General features: G+C 47.6%; 18 protein-coding genes and 1 other annotated feature. Of the genes, 12 read left to right on the top strand and 6 right to left on the bottom strand.

The window, feature by feature from the left end; all coding sequences use genetic code 11:
- Positions 1-262 precede the first annotated feature (262 nt).
- Positions 263-1,969 (top strand): methyl-accepting chemotaxis protein, encoded by a 1,707-nt coding sequence (locus PCO85_19790; protein ID WJV53376.1) that lies wholly within the window; start codon positions 263-265, stop codon positions 1,967-1,969.
- A gap of 60 nt (positions 1,970-2,029) precedes the next feature.
- On the opposite strand, the gene ettA is transcribed toward PCO85_19790, so the two are convergent.
- Positions 2,030-3,694: an energy-dependent translational throttle protein EttA gene (ettA, locus tag PCO85_19785; GenBank protein ID WJV53375.1), complete on the bottom strand. Its 1,665-nt coding sequence runs from the start codon at positions 3,692-3,694 to the stop codon at positions 2,030-2,032.
- Between the two features lie 460 nt (positions 3,695-4,154).
- Between ettA and sltY the strand changes: the two genes are divergently transcribed.
- A complete protein-coding gene (sltY, locus tag PCO85_19780) occupies positions 4,155-6,083 on the top strand; it encodes a murein transglycosylase (GenBank protein WJV53374.1) in 1,929 nt (642 codons plus the stop codon).
- A 134-nt stretch (positions 6,084-6,217) separates the two neighbouring features.
- Entirely contained in the window at positions 6,218-6,550 is a 333-nt protein-coding gene (gene trpR, locus PCO85_19775) for a trp operon repressor (protein WJV53373.1), read from the top strand.
- Between the two features lie 12 nt (positions 6,551-6,562).
- On the opposite strand, the gene yjjX is transcribed toward trpR, so the two are convergent.
- Complete coding sequence (yjjX, locus tag PCO85_19770) at positions 6,563-7,102, bottom strand: inosine/xanthosine triphosphatase (GenBank protein ID WJV53372.1); 540 nt, start codon at positions 7,100-7,102, stop codon at positions 6,563-6,565.
- Between the two features lie 52 nt (positions 7,103-7,154).
- Here yjjX and gpmB point away from each other — a divergent pair, with 52 nt between their 5' ends.
- Positions 7,155-7,805 carry a 2,3-diphosphoglycerate-dependent phosphoglycerate mutase GpmB gene (gene gpmB, locus PCO85_19765; protein WJV53371.1) on the top strand — a complete coding sequence of 217 codons (651 nt, stop codon included), beginning with the start codon at positions 7,155-7,157 and terminating at the stop codon, positions 7,803-7,805.
- On the opposite strand, the gene robA is transcribed toward gpmB, so the two are convergent.
- On the bottom strand, positions 7,802-8,677 hold the full coding sequence (gene robA / locus PCO85_19760; protein WJV53370.1) for an MDR efflux pump AcrAB transcriptional activator RobA: 876 nt from the start codon (positions 8,675-8,677) through the stop codon (positions 7,802-7,804). The genes gpmB and robA overlap by 4 nt on opposite strands.
- A gap of 205 nt (positions 8,678-8,882) precedes the next feature.
- Here robA and creA point away from each other — a divergent pair, with 205 nt between their 5' ends.
- Positions 8,883-9,362, top strand: coding sequence for a protein CreA (gene creA / locus PCO85_19755; GenBank protein WJV56148.1), 480 nt, complete (start codon positions 8,883-8,885; stop codon positions 9,360-9,362).
- Positions 9,363-9,412: 50 nt separating this feature from the next.
- Here the strand turns inward: creA and arcA are convergent, their stop codons facing one another.
- Positions 9,413-10,129: a two-component system response regulator ArcA gene (gene arcA / locus PCO85_19750; protein WJV53369.1), complete on the bottom strand. Its 717-nt coding sequence runs from the start codon at positions 10,127-10,129 to the stop codon at positions 9,413-9,415.
- 639 nt (positions 10,130-10,768) lie between these two features.
- On the opposite strand from arcA, the gene PCO85_19745 reads away from it, so the two are divergent.
- The 4 genes from PCO85_19745 to thrC all read left to right on the top strand — a co-directional run bounded on the left by PCO85_19745 (position 10,769) and on the right by thrC (position 16,500).
- Positions 10,769-11,455, top strand: coding sequence for a tRNA/rRNA methyltransferase (locus tag PCO85_19745; GenBank protein ID WJV53368.1), 687 nt, complete (start codon positions 10,769-10,771; stop codon positions 11,453-11,455).
- A 217-nt stretch (positions 11,456-11,672) separates the two neighbouring features.
- Positions 11,673-11,788 (top strand) — a sequence feature (Thr leader region).
- Positions 11,789-11,815: 27 nt separating this feature from the next.
- Positions 11,816-14,275, top strand: coding sequence for a bifunctional aspartate kinase/homoserine dehydrogenase I (gene thrA / locus PCO85_19740; protein WJV53367.1), 2,460 nt, complete (start codon positions 11,816-11,818; stop codon positions 14,273-14,275).
- 2 nt (positions 14,276-14,277) lie between these two features.
- A complete protein-coding gene (gene thrB, locus PCO85_19735) occupies positions 14,278-15,207 on the top strand; it encodes a homoserine kinase (protein WJV53366.1) in 930 nt (309 codons plus the stop codon).
- A 3-nt stretch (positions 15,208-15,210) separates the two neighbouring features.
- On the top strand, positions 15,211-16,500 hold the full coding sequence (thrC, locus tag PCO85_19730) for a threonine synthase (protein WJV53365.1): 1,290 nt from the start codon (positions 15,211-15,213) through the stop codon (positions 16,498-16,500).
- 79 nt (positions 16,501-16,579) lie between these two features.
- On the opposite strand, the gene yaaA is transcribed toward thrC, so the two are convergent.
- The gene (gene yaaA / locus PCO85_19725; GenBank protein ID WJV53364.1) at positions 16,580-17,353 is read right to left on the bottom strand and encodes a peroxide stress protein YaaA; all 774 of its coding nucleotides are present in this window, start codon (positions 17,351-17,353) and stop codon (positions 16,580-16,582) included.
- A 318-nt stretch (positions 17,354-17,671) separates the two neighbouring features.
- Between yaaA and tal the strand changes: the two genes are divergently transcribed.
- From tal to PCO85_19710, 3 genes are all read left to right on the top strand, one after another.
- Positions 17,672-18,625 (top strand): transaldolase, encoded by a 954-nt coding sequence (tal, locus tag PCO85_19720; protein WJV53363.1) that lies wholly within the window; start codon positions 17,672-17,674, stop codon positions 18,623-18,625.
- A gap of 228 nt (positions 18,626-18,853) precedes the next feature.
- A complete protein-coding gene (gene mog, locus PCO85_19715) occupies positions 18,854-19,441 on the top strand; it encodes a molybdopterin adenylyltransferase (protein ID WJV53362.1) in 588 nt (195 codons plus the stop codon).
- 126 nt (positions 19,442-19,567) lie between these two features.
- Positions 19,568-20,896 (top strand): MFS transporter, encoded by a 1,329-nt coding sequence (locus PCO85_19710; GenBank protein WJV53361.1) that lies wholly within the window; start codon positions 19,568-19,570, stop codon positions 20,894-20,896.
- Between the two features lie 63 nt (positions 20,897-20,959).
- Here PCO85_19710 and satP read toward each other — a convergent pair whose 3' ends face one another.
- The gene (gene satP / locus PCO85_19705; protein WJV53360.1) at positions 20,960-21,538 is read right to left on the bottom strand and encodes an acetate uptake transporter; all 579 of its coding nucleotides are present in this window, start codon (positions 21,536-21,538) and stop codon (positions 20,960-20,962) included.
- Positions 21,539-21,692: the final 154 nt, after the last annotated feature.

The raw sequence follows: 21,692 nt of genomic DNA, 5'->3' as shown, positions 1-21,692 counted from the left end.
TACTACTTATCATTAGCGCGTAATGTAGGCATAATAAGTTTTTCTTGTTTTTAGAAACGTAGTATTGAATTAATTAAAATGTGATTTACATCACAAAAAAACAGTAAATGCTTTACTGTGATTGCCGATAAGTAATTTTGGTTTGTAGTAATTACTCTCGTAATAAAACCTTCTAATGGTCGTTGTACCATACGTGCTTCCTGTCTGCGCTACGCGCAAAGTGAAGTAGTCAGCAGATCTGTTGTGAAATTGAGAGCTCGGAATGTCAGAACAAAAAGGGAAACCTTCCTCTATCAGTAATATTCGCCTTGTTACTCTGTTTATTACGTTGCTTACTATTATTTTGATTCTGTTTGCACTTTCTATTGGTACTGCCAGTTATTTCTTGAAACAGAGCAATGATTCGCTAGCTACCGCTAACCGTATGTCTGATATTCGTGCAGGTATCAGTAGCAGTATGGATCAGCTTCGTGTTGCTCGTCAGTTGTTTGTACAGGCGGCAGCTGCGACTCGAATTGGTGATAAAGACACATATAATAAGACTTTTAGTGAAGGTAGTGCGCGAGTCAAAAGCTCTCAGAAACGTTTTGATGAGTATATGGCCCGCACAGATAAGTCCGAGCAGGAAAAAGCGCTGGATAAAACGCTTAAAGAAACCTATGCCGCGTACCGGGATAAAGGCGTATTACCGATACAAGAGGCTGCACGTAATGGGGAATTCGAAGGTTTGATCGAATTGGAAACGACCACAGTGCGCCAACTGGATGATAATTATACCGTGCCTGTGCGCAAGGAAATCAGTTATCTGACAAGTTATGTCGCGCAAATTAATGATATTGCTTCTAGAAACTCCCGACTGGGTTATATCTTTATGGCGTCTGCTTTTGCGGCGGCGATCTTGTTGGCAATCCTTATCTATTTTGTTATTCGCCGGGTTATTCTGGCACCGATCAATACGCTGGTCACCCGCATTCAGAAAATTGCAGAAGGTGATCTGACGCTACCACCAGTCACATTTGGTCGTAATGAGATCGGTACGTTGGGTGTGAGCTTACAAGATATGCAGAGCTCCTTGACCAATACTGTTACCGTGGTGCGTGAAGGTGCAGATTCAATTTATCAGGGTGCATCGGAAATCAGTGCCGGTAACGTTGATCTTTCTTCCCGTACTGAGCAGCAGGCCGCTGCGCTGGAAGAAACGGCCTCCAGTATGGAGCAGTTGACTGCCACGGTGAAACAGAACTCTGAAAATGCTAATCATGCCAGTCAATTGGCAAGAAACGCCTCCACCAAGGCAGAACAGGGGGGACATATCGTTCAGGATGTGGTTGATACCATGAATGAGATTTCCTCCAGTTCGAAGAAAATCTCTGAAATTACCACGGTGATTAACAGTATTGCTTTCCAGACTAATATTTTGGCGTTGAACGCTGCAGTGGAGGCGGCCAGAGCGGGTGAGCAAGGTCGGGGTTTCGCGGTGGTTGCTGGTGAAGTTCGCAATCTCGCACAACGTAGTGCGCAGGCGGCAAAAGAGATTGAATCGCTGATTGGAGAGTCAGGTCGATTGGTGGGCACTGGTTCAGAACTGGTTGCTAAAGCGGGTAATACCATGGATGAAATCGTGAAGGCTGTGACCAGTGTGACAGATATCATGGGCGAAATTGCTTCAGCATCTGATGAGCAAAGTCGCGGTATCGGGCAGGTGAATCAGGCAGTATCTGAAATGGAAGGCACCACTCAACAGAACGCCTCATTGGTACAAGAAGCTTCAGCAGCAGCCTCCTCGCTGGAGTCGCAGGCCGAGCGTTTGACGCAGGCAGTAGCGGTATTCAAGCTTAGCCATCATCTGACAGACAATACTCAGTCCCGGACGTCATTACCACCTCGCGTGGCACCATCGACGTCTGCCACAATAGCTATTGGTAACAGTAGAAAGAGTAGCAGCGAACAGAATTGGGAAACCTTTTAATTCCACTCCCATATAAATAAAAGCCCGCTTTTCAGCGGGCTTCGGTAAAATGGCGTAACGTTACGCCATTTTTTTATACTTGATGCGATGGGGTTCCAGGGCTTCTGCGCCTAGTGTACGCTTCTTGTATTCTTCGTATTCTGTGAAGTTACCTTCAAAGAAATCCACCTTACCTTCATCCTGGTAGTCGACGATATGGGTAGCAATACGATCCAGAAACCACCGGTCATGGGAGATCACCATGGCACAACCGGGGAACTCCAACAGCGCGTTCTCCAGTGCCCGCAAAGTTTCGATATCCAGGTCATTGGTCGGTTCGTCGAGTAGCAGCATATTGCCGCCAACCTGTAATAACTTCGCCAAATGCACGCGTCCGCGTTCTCCTCCAGAGAGTTCGCCGATACGCTTGCCTTGATCCACACCTTTGAAATTGAATCGACCAACATAGGCACGGCTTGGAATTTCAAAGTTTCCAATACGCATGATGTCCTGACCGCCAGAGACTTCTTCCCATACGGTTTTGCTATTATCCATACTGTCGCGGAACTGATCCACGGAAGCCAGTTGCACCGTATCACCCAGTGTAACGGTACCGGAATCTTGAGGCTCCTTGCCGGAGAGTATGCGGAACAGTGTGGATTTACCTGCACCGTTAGGACCAATGATCCCGACAATTGCCCCTTTCGGCAGAGAAAAAGAAAGGTTATCAATTAATACGCGGTCACCATAGGATTTAGTAAGGTTCTGTACTTCCAGTACTTTATCCCCCAGCCGAGGACCCGGTGGAATAAACAGTTCGCTGGTTTCGTTACGTTTCTGATATTCCGTATTATTGAGTTCTTCAAACCGGGCTAGACGAGCCTTGCCTTTAGCCTGACGGCCTTTCGGATTTTGTCGTACCCACTCTAGTTCTTTCTCAATAGATTTACGACGGGCAGCTTCAGATGAGGCTTCCTGTGCCAGCCGTTGATCTTTCTGCTCCAGCCAGGAGGAATAATTACCTTCCCACGGAATTCCCTCTCCACGGTCCAGCTCTAAAATCCAGCCGGCGACGTTATCCAGGAAGTAACGGTCGTGAGTGATGGCGACAACAGTACCTTCATAGTCGTGCAGGAAGCGTTCCAACCAGGCAACTGATTCTGCATCCAGGTGGTTGGTTGGTTCATCCAACAGCAGCATATCCGGTTTTTCCAGCAACAAACGGCAGATGGCAACCCGGCGGCGTTCCCCCCCGGAGAGCTGTTTGATTTGAGCATCCCATGGTGGCAGACGCAGCGCATCTGCCGCACGTTCTAGTTGGTTGTCCAGATGGTGCCCGTCATGCGCCTGAATAATGGCTTCCAGTTCGCCCTGTTCTTTGGCCAGCTTGTCAAAGTCGGCATCCGGGTCGGCATAAGCCGCATACACTTCATCCAGACGGGTCAGCGCATGTTTTACGTCACTGACGGCTCCCTCTATAACTTCACGCACGGTTTGTTCAGGATTGAGCTGCGGTTCCTGGGGAAGGTAGCCTATTTTGATTCCCTGCTGTGGATGAGCTTCGCCTTCGATATCTTTGTCTATTCCAGCCATGATACGCAGCAGGGTCGATTTACCCGCTCCGTTCAAACCCAGAACGCCAATCTTGGCACCTGGGAAAAAGCTGAGGGAGATGTTTTTCAGAATATGGCGTTTCGGCGGAACCACTTTGCCGACGCGGTGCATGGTGTAAACATATTGAGCCACGTTGCTCTGAGCCTCTCTCTGTCAGTTTTAGCGATGCGCTACGGGATTCGGAGCACATATTTGGTGGTAGCACTGGATGGGATGTACCACATCCGGCAAATGAGTCAGAACTTATCTCAATAAGCCTTTGGTCTGTTGACGGAGTTTAGCTGGTTTCATCGTTCGATCCCAGCTATCCGGCGATTTGCTGCTTCAGTATGCGATGCCTATTCCCACCATTTTATTCCGTACTTGTAAAGCGGGAGGGAAAGGTTTCCTCCAATTGGTTTGTTACAACATGTTGTAGAATTTCACACCGTTCTGATATCAGTATGACGTATCGTACTTGGATAGGATGTGCCACACTTAACCAACATAAATAGGGTGTTGTAGTTACGAGTGTGGATGTCGTGAGCGTTTATGCTGATGTTCAGCCGTTATATCGATTACGGAAGTGATAACGAATGAGGTCAAGGTAAGCATGTTTAATGCAGTTTTTTGGCGATATGCTCTGGCGGTATTGTGGTTGGCGGGTATTTCATATTATGTGCAGGCCGACACGCTTGATGCGCAGCGTCAGCGGTATCAACAGGTGAAGCTAGCATTGGATAATAACCAACTGGATACCGTGGCGCAATTAATGCCAACCCTGCAAACCTACCCACTTTATCCTTATCTGGAATACCGCTTGTTAACGCAGGATATGTCGCAACTGAGTGCAGACCAGGTCAGGCAGTTTATCGCCAAATATCCAACGTTACCTATGGTCCGTAATCTGAAAACCAGTTTTGTTAATGAGTTGGCGCGCCGCCAGGATTGGTCTGGGTTGCTGGCCTTCAGCCCAGAATCGCCAAAACCGGTTACTGCACGTTGCAATTACCTGTATGCACAGTGGATGACCGGTCAGGGAAAGACGGTATGGGAACAAACCCGGGATATCTGGCTGACAGGACATTCACTGCCATCCGCTTGTGACAAACTGTTTACTGCCTGGCAGCAATCCGGTGGTATGACGCCATTGACGATTCTGGAACGGATACGGCTGTCGATATCGACGGGCAACACTGGATTGGTGAGCCATCTATTGCAGCAACTCCCGGCAGATTATAAGACCATGAGTGATGCGTTGATGAAACTTCTGAACAATCCGACTACGGTTGAGCAGTTCGCTCGTTCGGTTGGGCCGACGGATTTTACCCGTAAAGTGACATTGTCAGCATTCCATCGTATGGCCCGACAAGACCCAGATAAGGCACGATCGGTGTTGTCGTCCATCGTTCGTCTGCAAAAGATGAGCGATGAAGAGCGGCAGGGAATGGAAGAGGATATTGCCTGGAACCTGATGGGCAGTGATGTGACGCCTGAACAGGCGCGTTGGCGTGATGCGGTGATTCAGCGCAGTACTTCCATTTCGTTATTGGAACGTCGGGTTCGTCTGGCGCTAGGGGCGGGAGACAGAAAAGGATTAGCGCTCTGGCTATCTTATTTGCCAAATTCGGTCCTGCAGAAAGATGAGTGGCGTTACTGGCAGGCAGTACTATTATTGGACCAGGGACACCGTTCGGAAGGTGAAGCACAACTACGCGAATTGATGAAAAAGCGTGGATTCTACCCTATGGTGGCCGCGCAGAAGCTGAATGTTAATTATCCTCTAACGGTTATGGTAGCGGCCAAACCTGACCCATCGATTAGCCAACAGCCTGAAATTGCCCGTATCCGCGAATTGATGTTTTGGCAGATGGATAATCTGGCCCGCGCTGAATGGACTTCGCTGGTTGCCAGTAGCGATCGTCTGCAGCAGGAAGAATTGGCTCGTTTTGCATTTGAACAGCACTGGCCTGATTTGAGCGTTCAGGCGACGATTGTTGCGAAGTTGTGGAATTATCTTGAAGAGCGTTTCCCGTTAGCCTGGAGTGATGAATTCCGTCAGGCCACACAAGGCAAAGGCATTACGCAGAGTTATGCGATGGCGATTGCCCGCCAGGAAAGTGCCTGGAATCCACAGGCTCGCTCCGCAGCCGGGGCCTCAGGTTTGATGCAACTGATGCCAGCGACTGCTCAACACACGGCTAAAATGTATAACATCATCAGCTACAACAATAGCAGTCAGTTATTGGATCCAAAAATCAATATTCTGTTAGGAACCAATTATCTGGAATATGTTTATCAATCCTTTGGTCAGAACCGCATCCTGGCATCGGCTGCTTATAATGCTGGTCCGTCACGGGTGAAAAGCTGGCTGAAAAATAGTGATGGTCGGATTGATGCGGTGGCGTTTGTCGAGAGTATTCCATTTTCAGAAACGCGTGGTTATGTGAAAAATGTGCTGGCTTATGATGCCTTCTACCGTAATTTCCTTCATCGCCCGACTCAGTTACTGGTAAACAGCGAGTGGCAGCGTCGTTACTAATCATGCTATCCATTAACAGAGAAAGCTGCCGTTAGTGCGGCTTTCTCTCCGGTGTTTTGCACTATATGGCCTTCTGTTGTTTTTTGATTAGTGTGGTATGCTGATGTACTAGTTAAATAGTATGGCAGGTTGTTATGACACCGTTATTTCCCAACGATCCTGCTCTTTCTGAGCAAGATAGCAAAAATTGGTTACGTTTCATTGCATTACTGCAACAGTCCGTGGCTGAAAATCTTGAACAGCCCTTGTTGCAGTTGCTTTTGACTCCGGATGAGCGGGCTGCTCTGGGGACACGAGTACGTATTGTACAGGAGCTGATGCACGGCAAAATGAGCCAACGGGAGTTGAAAAACGAGTTGGGGGCGGGCATCGCTACCATTACCCGTGGTTCAAACAGTCTGAAAGCGGCACCTCCAGAGTTGAAAAACTGGCTGGAAGTGCAGTTATTGTCTGAGGATGAAGCATAAAGACAAACGCCGTCAGATTGATGATGTCGCCGCGGGTTGTTGATAGAGTTCGTTATGGAAAGGTACCAGTGCCAGCAGCAGTGCCTGATGGTAAACACTGGCGCGAGACAGTTTCCCTGCGGTAAAAAAGCCAATGGCGCCGCCTTGATGTTTGATATCCTGTATGCCGGTCAGTCGTGCCATTTCATCACCCAGTTCACGGCCTTCCCGGATGCCTTGCAGAATACTTTCTGGTAATACCAGGCTGGCTGACCGAGATTCACCGCGAATATGAGCGTTTTCTATCACCATCCAGGCGAAGGTCATACTTTCTTCAATACCTGCTTCTACACCGATCCAAAAATCAGCTTCTGGGCGAACCTGGCGAGCCATCATTACCCGATTTCTGGCTCCAGTACGAGTTTCTACTGAGCCAAGTGGTTGATAGGGAACACCACTGTCGACATCAACACCTTCAATGCGGCAATTATCTGCGCCAAAAACATCAGCAAATGCTAAAGTTATGGCGTTGATTTTTGACGGATTAGTCGTAGCCGCTACAACGTAATACATAATGATTCTCTACACTTGTAGTTAATTTTATGCAGTATAACGGAAAACAATCATGTTACAGGTATATCTTGTTCGCCACGGGGAAACAGAATGGAACGTGGCACGACGTATTCAGGGGCAGTCTGACAGTATATTGACATCAGCAGGCGAGCATCAGGCCTGTCTGGTCGCGGGTCGTGTAAAAAGTTTGGGGATTACCCATATTTTTACCAGTGATTTGGGGCGCACTCGTCGCACTACTGACATTATCGCTCAAGCCTGTGGATGCAGTCAGATCTTGATGGAGCCGGGTTTACGTGAGTTGGACATGGGAATCCTGGAAGGGCGCTTGATCGACTCGCTTAGCAGTGAAGAAGAAGGTTGGCGTAAACAACTGGTGAATGGTACACTGGATGGCCGTATCCCACAGGGTGAGTCAATGGCTGAGCTGGCACTTCGTGTTCATCGGGTTCTGGATAAATGTCTGTCATTGCCGGATGGAAGCCGTCCATTATTTGTGAGTCACGGTATTGCGCTGGGATGCCTGATCAGTACCTTGCTGGGGCTTCCAGCTTGGGCAGAGCGCCGTCTGCGTCTGCGTAACTGTTCGTTGTCCCGTATTGACTACCAGCAGAGTTTGTGGCTGGCATCAGGTTGGGTTGTGGAAACAGCCGGAGACGTTTCTCATCTCGACGCCCCGGCTCTGGATGAATTGCAACGTTAACTCCGTATTGGAATTAAATATTCACAACGAATGGTTTTAGTGATTTCAGGTGAGTGTTCATCCTGATTTTCCTGAGGGTGGAATCGCTCAACGTCAAATCCCTGGCGACGTATCAGCTTATAGGTCGGCAAGCAGGTGTCGTACAGGGTAACAATAAAGTCCTGCAAATCGTCTTTCGGCCCTTCATAGACGAACAATGAATAGTCTCCGCCTGGCAGTAGAATTGGAGTTCCAGGATGAATCCCTTCAGGCACGTGCTGTGGCTCCAGTGCCGTAGTATAAAGCACTTCATGTTCATCATCTTTATCTTTACTTGGTTGAGAGTGATGTAATCCATACAGTATTGGTGGAATGGGTTTTATATCACCAAGATACTGACGCCAGAAATGAACGCGGGTTTCAGTACGGAAGTTACACATCTGTTCCAAACTACAGTTACAATTTTGCGTTACCCCTACCAAGTGGGTTTCAGGCATAGTGATAAACTGTGGCTGCGGCATGGTAAACGGACCTAACCGAAGCGGTGGGTGGATACCAAAAGTATCCCAGTCATCAGCGTGCCGATAAGATGCTGGCGTTTGTGCAAACTGTTTTTTGAAGGCTCGCGTAAAAGTCTGTTGCGAATCGAAACGATATTGCAGCGCGATATCCAAAATTGGGCGACTGGTCAGACACAGAGCAACCGCTGCTTTGGTGAGCCGACGAGCACGGATATATGAACCTATAGCATGGCCCGTTACATCCTTAAACATCCTCTGCAAATGCCATTTTGAGTAGCCTGCTTTTGCCGCTACATTATCCAGTGATAAAGGCTGGTCCAAATGACCTTCCAGCCAGTTAAGCAGGTCACGTATGATACTGGCTTGATCCATAGATCATCCTCATAGAACACTGAGTGCTAAACATATAAGACTTTGCATGATAGCAATTTTTTTCTTCAGGCACTGCCACAAGTTTTTTGTGGGTATCGAATAGATTATTTGACTAGCGTGCAATATTACAGAAATTTATCTAACAAGATGCTTTTTAACCAGTCAAGGCAAACAATTTTTTGTTACTAAATAGAGAAATAGGATGATGAATAAAAAACAGTTTTTTAGTCTTGGATTGCTGATGATAAGCGCTACATCAGTTTATGCTGAACAAATTGGTTCGGTAGATACGGCTTTTAAGCTGTTAGGCCCAGATCATAAGATAATCGTCGAGGCGTTTGATGATCCCGGCGTCGATAACGTAACCTGCTATCTCAGCCGAGCCAAAACCGGCGGTATTAAAGGCGGATTAGGGTTGGCAGAAGATACTTCTGACGCGGCCATTTCCTGCCAACAGGTGGGACCAATTACGTTGAGCGATAAGATTATTAACAGTAAAGGGAAAGGTAGTGTGGTATTTCAGCAACGTACTTCGCTAATTTTTAAAAAACTGCAAGTGGTACGGTTTTACGATCAGAAGCGTAACGCATTAGTCTATTTAACCTACTCTGATCGTCTGGTAGACGGTTCGCCGAAAAACGCGTTGAGTGCAGTGCCGATTGTGGCGTGGGGTAAAACACAATAGTGGGCAGCGTAAGATAATACGGGCCGGAGATAAGACTCCGGCCTATAGTATTAATCTTCCAGATCACCGCAGAAACGGTAACCCTCACCATGAATAGTCGCGATGATTTCTGGTGTATCGGCGGTAGATTCAAAGTGTTTGCGGATACGCCGAATGGTGACATCAACTGTACGGTCATGTGGTTTTAACTCACGTCCCGTCATCTTTTTCAACAGTTCGGCTCGAGACTGAATTTTGCCCGGATTTTCACAAAAGTGAAGCATGGCACGAAATTCACTGCGTGGCAGTTTGTACTGTTCACCCGCCGGGCTGACCAGAGAACGACTGTTGATATCCAGTTCCCAGCCATTGAAGCGGTAGCTTTCCACCAAATGACGTTCTTCTGCTCCGCCACCTAAATTCATGGTGCGAGATAACAAATTGCGTGCGCGGATAGTCAATTCACGTGGGTTGAATGGTTTGGTGATGTAATCGTCAGCGCCGATTTCCAAGCCCAGGATCTTGTCAACTTCATTGTCCCGGCCTGTGAGGAACATCAAGGCCACACTGGCCTGTTCACGCAATTCACGCGCCAGTAATAAGCCATTCTTACCCGGCAGATTGATATCCATGATCACCAGATTTATGTCGTTTTCAGACAGAATATGGTGCATTTCAGCGCCGTCAGTGGCTTCGTGAACAATGTATCCTTCGGCCTCAAAAATACTTTTGAGGGTATTACGAGTTACCAACTCGTCTTCGACAATAAGAATGTGCGGGGTCTGCATGTTTGCTACCTAAAATTGCCAACTAAATATAGAGATTCGGGAGTACAGAAGTCTTTGTTTTATCGAGTGATTCAGGAACAGTATTCACTGCATCACTTGGCATTTGACTCAAGTACGTAAATACGTTTCGATGTACTTTTTCATCTGCAAGGTTATCGGCATGACAGATGAAGATGAGACTGTGCAACAGAACCTAAGGCGGCGCTCAGTTTAACCTTATTAACAGCAACATAACAGTGAGCGCTTATTTCATCTGCTGGCAAATCTACGGTTCTGTTGACATATATCAAATTTGATTGTAGCACGTTAACTATTTTGTGAAAAATACTTACAAGATTGTCAGCCTAAGTCACAATTTAGCGTTTTTCTACACGATTCAGCATAGTAAATACTAATCGTAGTATTAGTGGTATGAAAAAATAACAGTTTGAGTTTACTGTTTTGATAAAAAAGGATTTATTCTTGTTTCTTGAAATATTTGCCTCCTTTGGCATTTTTACGATGAAAGTCAATTTCATTTTTTGTCCGTTGTTTTATTTGAACTTGTTGTTTCCTTGTTAATTATGACCCGGTTTATGCTTGCTGTTTTATCGAACAATCGGTATGACTGCGATCTTGGTATTGGAGAGGAGAGGTTGTGTGCGGTTTTATATCATTTTGGTAGCGCCAGCCCGGGCAGAAAACGTGGGAGCGGCTGCAAGAGCAATGAAAACAATGGGATTCAGTCGGTTGCGTATTGTCGATAGTACCGTTCATCTGAAACCTGCAGCCCGTTGGGTAGCTCATGGGTCAGGAGATATTCTTGATGGTGTCGAAACGTTTACTACATTGTCTGAGGCGTTGACCGATATTGATTTCAGCATAGCGACCACAGCCCGTAGCCGAGCGCGTTTCCATTATTACTGCACACCGACGGAATTGCTGGACATTATGGATGAAAAGCAGCACTGGGTTCATTCTGCCGCATTGGTTTTTGGACGTGAAGATTCGGGATTGACCAACGATGAACTGGCGTTGGTAGATCTATTAACTGGTGTACCTATGCAGGCGGATTACCCATCATTAAATCTTGGCCAGGCGGTCATGGTCTACTGTTATCAACTCGCTTCGTTGATGCAGGTTTGCTCTGAAAGCGTTGCTCCTGCTCAGCCAGGGCAATTACTGGCGTTGCGGCAACGTATTGACAGATTGCTGATGGTCGTTGACGCAGTGCAGGATGAGAAGCTGCGTGACTGGCTATATCAGCGTCTGGGGTTACTGGCGCAGCGTGACACAGCCATGCTCCATACCTTGTTGCATGATGTAGAAAAAGCATTATCAAAATAAGATAAAGTTAACTGAATATTTTATAAGTTAATATTCTTTTATGTTATGGTTTTAACAGTTTTAATTTTATTTTTTTTATTTTATTGGAGTATTATGCCGCTCGCATCTGCAAGGGTTTTGGATGGAATAGAAGAAATCCATTGACTTAGTAGTGTGATTGCCCTAACTAATAGGGCAGACAGAGTTTTTAACTGACGAGAAATTTACGCAATGCGTTATATCAGCCTGAGCACGATTATTATTACCACCACCGGTACGATTAGTAACGGTGCGGGCTGACGCGTAGAAAAGAATCAAAAAAAGCCCGCACCTTACAGTGCGGGCTTTTTTTTAGGCTGAAATTCAGGAGAACTGATAAAAATGCGAGTGTTGAAATTTGGCGGGACATCGGTGGCAAATGCAGAGCGTTTCATGCGTGTTGCCGACATTATTGAAAGCAATGCACGTCAAGGACAGGTTGCTACTGTACTGTCAGCACCGGCCAAAATAACCAATCATTTGGTTGCCATGATTGATAAAACCGTTGCCAGACAGGATATATTGCCGAATATCAGCGATGCAGAGTCTATTTTTTCCTCATTATTACAAGGGTTGTCCCAGGCTCAACCGGGATTTCCGCATGACCGCCTGAAAGCCGCGGTGAATCAGGAGTTTGCCCAGCTCAAACAGATATTGCACGGTATCTCATTGCTGGGGCAGTGTCCGGATAGCGTGAATGCCTCGATTATCTGCCGCGGCGAGAAATTGTCGATTGCTATCATGGAGGGGGTGTTTCAGGCGCGTGGGTACCAGGTGTCAGTGATTAATCCTGTTGAGCAACTGCTGGCGCAAGGACACTATCTGGAATCCACCGTAGATATTGTTGAGTCCACCCGTCGTATCCAGGAGCAGGCGATCCCCCAGGATCATATTATTCTGATGGCAGGCTTCACGGCCGGTAATGACAAAGGCGAGCTGGTGGTGCTGGGCCGAAATGGTTCTGACTATTCGGCTGCGGTGTTGGCGGCCTGTTTGCGTGCCGATTGCTGTGAGATCTGGACGGATGTGGACGGCGTATATACCTGTGACCCGCGTCAGGTGCCGGATGCGCGGTTGCTGAAGTCAATGTCCTACCAGGAAGCAATGGAGCTCTCCTATTTCGGTGCCAAAGTCCTTCATCCCCGAACTATCATTCCTATTGCCCAGTTCCAGATTCCCTGTCTTATTAAAAATACTGAGAATCCTCAGGCGCCAGGTACGTTGATTGGGATGGAAAGCACTGACACACAGTACCCAGTTAAAGGCATCACCAATCTGAATAATATGTCCATGATCAATGTGTCCGGCCCGGGTATGAAGGGAATGGTGGGAATGGCGGCCCGTGTTTTTGCTGCCATGTCTCGGGCGGGTATTTCCGTCGTGCTGATTACCCAGTCTTCGTCGGAATACAGTATCAGCTTCTGTGTTTCGCAAAACGAGCTATCGCGGGCGTGTAAAACGCTGGAAGATGAGTTCTATCTGGAATTAAAAGAGGGCGTGCTGGAGCCGTTAGGTGTGGTGCAGCAGCTGGCGATCATTTCTGTAGTGGGCGATGGTATGCGTACACTGCGGGGGTTGTCTGCCCGTCTGTTCACTGCATTGGCTAGTGCCAATATCAATATTATTGCTATCGCTCAGGGCTCTTCAGAACGGTCCATTTCTGTAGTGGTGAATAATGATGTCGCAACCACAGGTGTACGTGTGGCGCATCAGATGTTGTTCAATACCGATCAAATGATCGATGTATTTGTCATCGGGGTAGGCGGTGTAGGTGGCGCGCTGTTGGAGCAGATCCACCGCCAGCAGCTGTGGCTGAAGCAGAAACACATCGATCTGCGAGTCTGTGGTATTGCCAACTCCAAAGCGTTGCTAACTGATATCAATGGTATTTCCATGGACTCCTGGCGTGATGATTTGAGCAAAGCTCGTGAGCCTTTCAATCTGGGGACGTTGATTCGACTGGTAAAAGAGTACCATCTGTTGAATCCGGTCATTGTTGACTGCACATCCAGTCAGGCGGTAGCTGACCAGTATGCTGACTTCCTTGCCGATGGTTTTCACGTTGTGACGCCAAATAAGAAAGCCAATACCGGTTCTTTGCATTATTACCATCAACTACGTAGTGCTGCCGCCCAGTCTCGCCGTAAATTCCTTTATGATACTAATGTCGGTGCAGGTTTACCGGTGATTGAAAACCTGCAAAATCTGTTAAATGCGGGGGATGAACTGACCCGGTTTAACGGTATTCTTTCTGGATCCCTGTCCTTTATTTTCGGTAAGCTGGATGAAGGCATGTCATTATCTGCAGCAACACGGCAAGCGAAAGAGAAAGGGTATACCGAACCGGATCCTCGTGATGATCTCTCTGGTATGGATGTTGCTCGTAAACTGCTGATTCTGGCTCGTGAAGCTGGTTATGAACTGGAACTGAGCGATATTGAGGTTGAATCGGTGCTGCCTGACAGTTTTGACGCTTCAGGCGATGTGGCAAGTTTTCTGGCTCGTCTGCCTGAAGTGGATAGCGCGTTTGCCCACCGTGTTGAACAGGCTCGCGCAGAAGAAAAAGTGTTACGTTATGTCGGTATGATTGAAAACGGGAAATGTAAGGTAAAAATCAGTGCTGTTGGTGGCGATGATCCGTTGTTCAAGGTGAAAGACGGTGAGAATGCGCTGGCATTCTACAGTCGTTATTATCAGCCGCTGCCTTTGGTTTTGCGCGGATACGGAGCAGGAAATGATGTGACTGCGGCCGGGGTCTTTGCTGACCTGTTGCGCACGCTGTCATGGAAGGTGGGAGTTTAATTATGGTTAGGGTTTATGCCCCGGCATCCATTGGTAATGTGAGTGTTGGATTTGATGTGCTCGGTGCGGCGGTTTCTCCAGTTGATGGTGCGTTACTGGGTGATTGTGTATCGGTAAAGGCGGCTGACCAGTTCAGCCTGCAGAATGAGGGCCGATTTGTCAGTAAATTGCCTGACGACCCGAAACAGAACATTGTCTATCAGTGTTGGGAGCGTTTCTGCCAGGAGATTGGTGAGACGATCCCGGTAGCCATGCGGTTGGAGAAAAACATGCCGATTGGCTCCGGGCTTGGCTCCAGCGCTTGTTCCGTCGTGGCTGGTTTGGTGGCAATGAATGAATTCTGTGATAAGCCGTTGGATGATACCCGGTTGCTGACGTTGATGGGGGAGCTGGAAGGTCGTATTTCCGGTAGCGTCCATTATGACAATGTCGCTCCCTGTTTTTTAGGGGGCATTCAACTGATGATTGGAGAAAACGACATCATCAGCCAGTCGGTACCAGGATTTGACGATTGGTTATGGGTGATGGCCTATCCGGGGATTAAAGTTTCTACCGCAGAGGCGCGAGCCATTCTACCGGCACAATACCGTCGTCAGGACTGCATCAGCCATGGCCGTTATCTGGCAGGATTTATCCATGCCTGCCACACCGGTCAGGCTGCATTAGCGGCTAAACTGATGAAAGATGTCATTGCGGAACCTTATCGCACGCAGCTGTTGCCGGGTTTTGCCGAGGCTCGTCATGCCGCACAGGATATCGGTGCACTGGCTTGTGGTATTTCAGGTTCGGGGCCGACGCTGTTCTCGGTGTGCAATGATATGAGCGTGGCCCAGCGTCTGGCTGATTGGCTGCGGATTAATTATCTGCAAAATGAAGAAGGTTTTGTTCATATTTGCCGTCTGGATACGACAGGCGCGCGACAATTGGGATAACGCATGAAACTGTACAATCTGAAAGATCACAATGAACAGGTAGATTTTGCTCAGGCGATCAAGCAAGGGCTGGGTAGTCAGCAAGGGCTATTTTTTCCACTGGAACTACCGGAATTTAACCTGACAGAGATTGATAATCTGCTGTCTCAGGATTTTGTTACCCGCAGCAGTCGTATCCTGTCCGCTTTCATTGGCGATGAAATGCCTGATGAAACCATTTACCAACGGGTTAAAGCCGCATTCTGTTTTCCTGCGCCCGTGGTTTCGGTGAGTGAAGATATTGCGGCGCTGGAGCTGTTCCATGGTCCGACGTTGGCGTTTAAGGATTTTGGTGGTCGCTTTATGGCGCAAATGCTGACAGAAGTCGCAGGTGATCAGCAAATTACCATTCTGACAGCCACATCCGGCGATACCGGCGCGGCGGTAGCCCATGCGTTTTACGGACTGAAAAATGTGCGTGTGGTGATCCTCTATCCGCGCGGCAAAATCAGCCCGTTGCAGGAAAAACTATTCTGCACGTTAGGGGGAAACATTCACACCATCGCCATCGATAGTGATTTTGATGCCTGTCAGGCATTGGTGAAGCAAGCATTTGATGATGAAGAGCTGAAACAAACTGTCGGGCTGAATTCTGCAAATTCTATCAATATCAGTCGATTGTTAGCACAAATCTGTTACTACTTTGAAGCGGTGGCACAGCTGCCACAGGCATTACGTAATCAACTGGTTATCTCAGTCCCCAGTGGAAACTTTGGTGATTTGACGGCAGGATTGCTGGCGAAATCTCTTGGGTTACCAGTGAAGCGCTTTATTGCTGCTACCAATGTCAACGATACCGTGCCGCGTTTCCTGGAAAACGGCGCATGGCAACCGAATCCGACGGTAGCGACCTTATCCAATGCCATGGATGTCAGTCAGCCTAACAACTGGCCGCGTGTGGAAGAATTATTCCGCCGTAAAGCCTGGAAACTCAACGAACTGGGTTTCGGTGCCGTGAGTGACGAAACCACTAAAGCGACCATGCTTGAGCTGGAAGCATTGGGTTATACTTCTGAGCCACATGCGGCGATTGCTTACCGTTTGCTGCGTGATCAGCTTCAGCCGGGCGAGTTTGGTCTGTTCCTGGGAACGGCGCATCCGGCGAAATTCAAGGAAAGCGTAGAAGCGATTCTGGGGAAAACGCTAGAATTGCCGCAGGCACTGGCCGAAAGAGCCGAACTGCCGCTGCTCTCTCATCATTTTGCGCCTGAGTTTGCCACGTTGCGTAAATTCTTGATGGAACTGCCGCGTTAAGCAAAGGATGAGTCCAGAGGAAAGGGTGACGTCATGTCACCTTTTTTGTCCGGTGTTATTGGTTGTTATCTGTTGTCACTCAGTGTTCGTGCCGTTTAAAAACCAACTCATCGGCAGAGGATGCACTGGATTCAAAGTAATAACCCTCCAGGTTGAAATCTTTCAACTGTTCTGGTTGAGAAAGCTGATTCTGGATAATAAAACGGCTCATCAGGCCACGGGCTTTCTTGGCATAGAAACTGATGACTTTAAATTTGCCATTCTTTTCATCCAGAAAGACAGGTTTGATTAAGCGCGCGTTTAGTTTGTGCGGTTTTACCGACTTGAAATACTCATCAGAAGCCAGGTTGATCAGGATATTGTCTCCCTGTTCTCTCAGCGCCTGATTCAGCTTTTCGGTGATGATATCCCCCCAAAACTGATAGAGATTGTTTCCAGCGCGGTTAGCGAGTTTTATTCCCATCTCCAGCCGGTATGGCTGCATTAAATCCAGTGGGCGCAAGACACCATATAGCCCGGACAATATTCGTAAATGTTGTTGGGCAAAATCGAAATCCGTATCGCTAAAACTTTCCGCATTCATCCCGGTATATACATCACCTTTAAATGCCAACAGTGCCTGCCGGGCATTTTCCGGCGTAAAGTCTGGATGCCAGTAATTAAAGCGCCCGGCATTTAGTCCGGCCAGTTTATCGCTAATCCCCATCAAGGAAGCAATGTCCGCCGGGGTGAGCTGTCTGCAATATTCAATTAGTTGCCGCGAATAATCGAGCAATGCTGGCTGGGTATAACGCTCGGTTGGCAGAGGGCTGGTGTAGTCCAGTGTTTTTGCAGGGGAAATAGTAATTAGCATCGGCGTATCCCATTCAGTTCTGATGGGTCTACTGTAGCAAAAAACTGGAAAGAAAGGGGCAATGGTTCTGAGAGGGCAAGGTAATCAGCGATAACACTGCCGATATTCAGCGCACCAGTCCCTGTACAGCTTGACGTGATTATTGCAATATCTGTTATAGTGTAATTATCCTTATGATTTATAAGTATAAATAACCTGTTAAAATGCGGGTGTGATTTTAAAAGGGCAACTTGCACCGGTTTTCGCGCGTGTTATTATCAGGCTACTGGCAGTAGCACTTTGCCACCAGTTCATGCACTAACAATGAGAAAGGCCAACATGACGGATAAACTGACTTCCCTACGCCAACTAACAACAGTCGTGGCTGATACTGGCGATATCGCGGCAATGAAGCTGTACCAGCCGCAGGACGCCACTACCAACCCTTCCCTGATTCTGAATGCCGCACAAATCCCTGAATATCGCAAATTGATTGATAATGCTATTGACTGGGCGCGAGTACAAAGTAGCAAACGCGAGCAGCAACTTACTGATGCCACCGACAAACTGGCGGTTAATATCGGTCTGGAAATTTTGAAGCTGATTCCAGGACGAATTTCCACCGAGGTGGATGCTCGTCTGTCTTATGACACCGAAGCCAGCGTTGCCAAGGCGAAGCATCTGATCAAACTGTATAATGATGCAGGTATCAGCAATGATCGCATCCTGATCAAGCTGGCCGCTACCTGGCAGGGCATTCGTGCTGCCGAACAATTAGAGAAGGAAGGAATCAACTGTAACCTGACTCTACTGTTCTCTTTCGCTCAGGCACGTGCTTGTGCCGAAGCTGGCGTATTCCTGATTTCCCCGTTTGTTGGACGTATTCTGGATTGGTACAAGGCCAATGGTGATAAAAAAGAATTTGCGCCACATGAAGATCCCGGTGTGGTTTCCGTCAGCGAAATTTATCAGTATTACAAATCACATGGTTATGAGACCGTGGTGATGGGCGCTAGCTTCCGTAATATTGGTGAAATTACCGAGCTGGCTGGTTGTGATCGTCTGACCATCGCGCCTGCGTTATTGAAGGAACTGGCGGAAAGCCAGGGTGAAGTTGCTCGTAAACTATCCTATACAGGGGAAGTGAAAGCCCGTCCCGCCAGAATGAGCGAGTCTGCGTTTTACTGGCAGCATAATCAGGATCCTATGGCCGTTGACAAATTGGCCGAAGGTATCCGCAAATTTGCGATAGACCAGGAAAAACTGGAAAAAATGATCACAGATCTATTGTAAAAATAGTCGTGTCAACAAACAGCCGGCCCGGCCTGGGTCGGTTGTACTTTCAATATCATTCTGCATCATCAAGTATCTTAATAACCTTTCCAACAACAGTTCGACTTAACTGATATCTGCCGTTATGACAATTGATGACCAGCCTTTCCGTCCTGAAAGTGGTTATTTCTTGCAGTTAACGCATAATCCTGCTGATAAAATGAGTTTTTTGCTCAAGAGGAGATGTTTATGGATATGCTGCGTGTTGGTTTGGTGTCGGTTTCTGACAGAGCATCCACTGGTGTCTATCAAGATAAAGGGATACCTGCTTTACAGGAATGGCTGACGGACGCCCTGACAACCGCGTTTGAAGTGGAAACCCGTTTGGTTCCGGATGAGCAATCGCTGATTGAACAAGTCTTATGTGAATTGGTGGATGAGTGTGGGTGCCATCTGGTGCTGACCACCGGAGGAACCGGGCCTGCTCGACGTGATGTGACTCCCGATGCCACATTGGCTGTTGCCGATCGTGAAATGCCTGGGTTTGGTGAGCAAATGCGTCAAATAAGCTTGCGGTTTGTACCGACTGCCATCTTGTCCCGTCAGGTGGGGGTAATCCGTAAACAGGCATTAATACTGAATTTGCCGGGACAGCCGAAATCGATTCGTGAAACCCTGACTGGCCTGAAAGATGAAACCGGTCATGTGGTTATCGCCGGAATTTTTGCCAGTATTCCCTACTGCATACAATTATTGGAAGGTCCATATATCGACACTGATCCCAATGTCGTAGCAGCTTTCCGTCCTAAAAATGCTATTCGTGAAATAAAAAACTGAAGTTAGAGAATTTCAAACATAAGATTCAGCTTTGCTGGTGTATCAAATTTTTGCCGGTATAGTAATTTCTTGTTTACACTCATGTCTGTTTTTTATCCCTGACTCTCTGGTATCGCGCGGTAATTTATGCATTACGAACAACATCGTCGGTTAAACCGGCAGGACTACAAAACCCTCTCTCTGGCTGCGCTAGGCGGGGCCCTGGAGTTTTATGATTTCATCATTTTCGTCTTTTTTGCTGCAGTGATTGGTGACCTCTTTTTCCCGGCAGATATACCTGACTGGCTGCGTCAGGTTCAAACCTTTGGTATTTTTGCAGCAGGTTATCTGGCCAGGCCGCTGGGTGGGATCATCATGGCGCACTTTGGCGATTTGGTCGGTCGTAAGAAGATGTTCAGTCTAAGTATCCTCCTGATGGCTCTACCAACTCTGGGTATGGGGATGTTGCCGACTTATGTGTCAGCGGGGATTGCCGCGCCGTTGCTACTGCTGCTAATGCGAGTATTGCAAGGGGCGGCGGTTGGCGGCGAAGTGCCAGGGGCATGGGTATTTGTTTCCGAGCATGTCCCCCGTTCGCGCATAGGTATTGCCTGCGGCATACTGACAGCGGGACTGACGCTTGGTATCTTGCTGGGGTCGTTGATTGCGACAGCACTGAACTCCGTGATGTCACAGGCACAAATCATCATGGGTGGTTGGCGCATTCCTTTCTTTATTGGTGGGATTTTCGGTCTGCTGGCGATGTATTTACGCCGTTGGCTACAGGAAACACCTATTTTCATGGAAATGCAGGCACACAAAAAGCTGGCTGACGAATTGCCGTTAAAATCCGTGGTGGTCAATCATAGGAAGGCAGTCGTAGTCTCCATGCTGTTAACCTGGATGCTATCTGCGGGAATTGTCGTGGTGATTCTGATGTCCCCGACCTATCTGCAGAAATTGCATGGTATAGCTCCAGCGCTGGCGTTGCAGGCAAATAGCCTGGCGACCATTGCTCTGGCATTAGGGTGTGTTACGGCCGGATTGACTATCGATCGTCTCGGTGCCAGTAGGACATTTATTATCGGTAGCCTGTTACTAGCGGTCTGTAGCTGGTTTTTTTACACGAGCGCGGCTAAAGATCACACCTTGTTATTTGTCAGTTATGCGCTGGCTGGATTCAGCGTTGGTATTGTCGGTGCGGTTCCTTATGTGATGGTCAAAGCATTTCCGGCAGAGGTGCGTTTCTCCGGGATTTCGTTCTCCTATAATGTGGCTTACGCTATTTTTGGTGGATTAACCCCTATTTTCGTAACCTTGATTATGAAATTGACGCCGCTGGCTCCTGCATTCTATGTACTGGCATTGTCGGGCGTAGGAGTATTGCTGGGCATTTATTTGCGACATGATATCCGCAGTGAGGATGAGAGTATTGTCGAGGGCCTGGATAACATAAGTTCGCCTGCCAGTATTTGACCTGTATATGTAAAAAAACAGGCCCGGTAACCGGGCCTGTTTTTTTCTTTGTCAGAATATCTGTCAGTGTGTACTGGAAGCGGGGGCACCAATAGGCAGAATAGTCCGTCCCATTTGTTCGTTCACCACTTCAGCCATTGCGAGATAAATTGCACTGGCACCACAGATAATCCCTTCATAACCAGCAAAAATTATCAATCCATGGTTACCAGTAAAATTACCGATAGCCAACAGTGCGAATAGTAATGTCAGGCTGGCAAATACAAATTGTAATGCGCGATTGGCGCACAGCGTGCCAAAAAACATAAACAGTGTGAAAACACCCCATAGACCAAGGAATACACCCAGGAATTTGGCATCACTGGCTTCTGCCAGACCCATTTTTGGCAGCATGATGATGGCAACCAGTGTTAGCCAAAATGCACCATAAGAAGTAAATGCAGTTACACCGAAAGTATTGCCTTTTTTATACTCCAACATACCAGCCAGGATCTGGGCGATACCGCCATAGAAGATTCCTGTGCTTAAAATAATGGCAGATAGTGAGAAAAAGCCTGCGTTATGCAGGTTTAATAAAACCGTGGTCATCCCAAAACCCATCAGTCCTAACGGACCAGGATTTGCCAGTGTATTTGTATGCATAAATCCTCTTCAATAACAGATTGTCAAAGGTATTTTAACAGATTGTTAAAGGTGTTTTCTGAGGCGCTACTTTTTATTAACATATCTGGTTTGTTCTCTTTTTTTTGTGAGCGCGGCGTCATAACGGGAGGGGTGAAGTCGTACAACATCACGA

This window comes from Prodigiosinella aquatilis (assembly GCA_030388725.1).
Taxonomy (GTDB): domain Bacteria; phylum Pseudomonadota; class Gammaproteobacteria; order Enterobacterales; family Enterobacteriaceae; genus Prodigiosinella; species Prodigiosinella aquatilis.
This window is presented reverse-complemented; position numbering and strand designations above follow the sequence as displayed.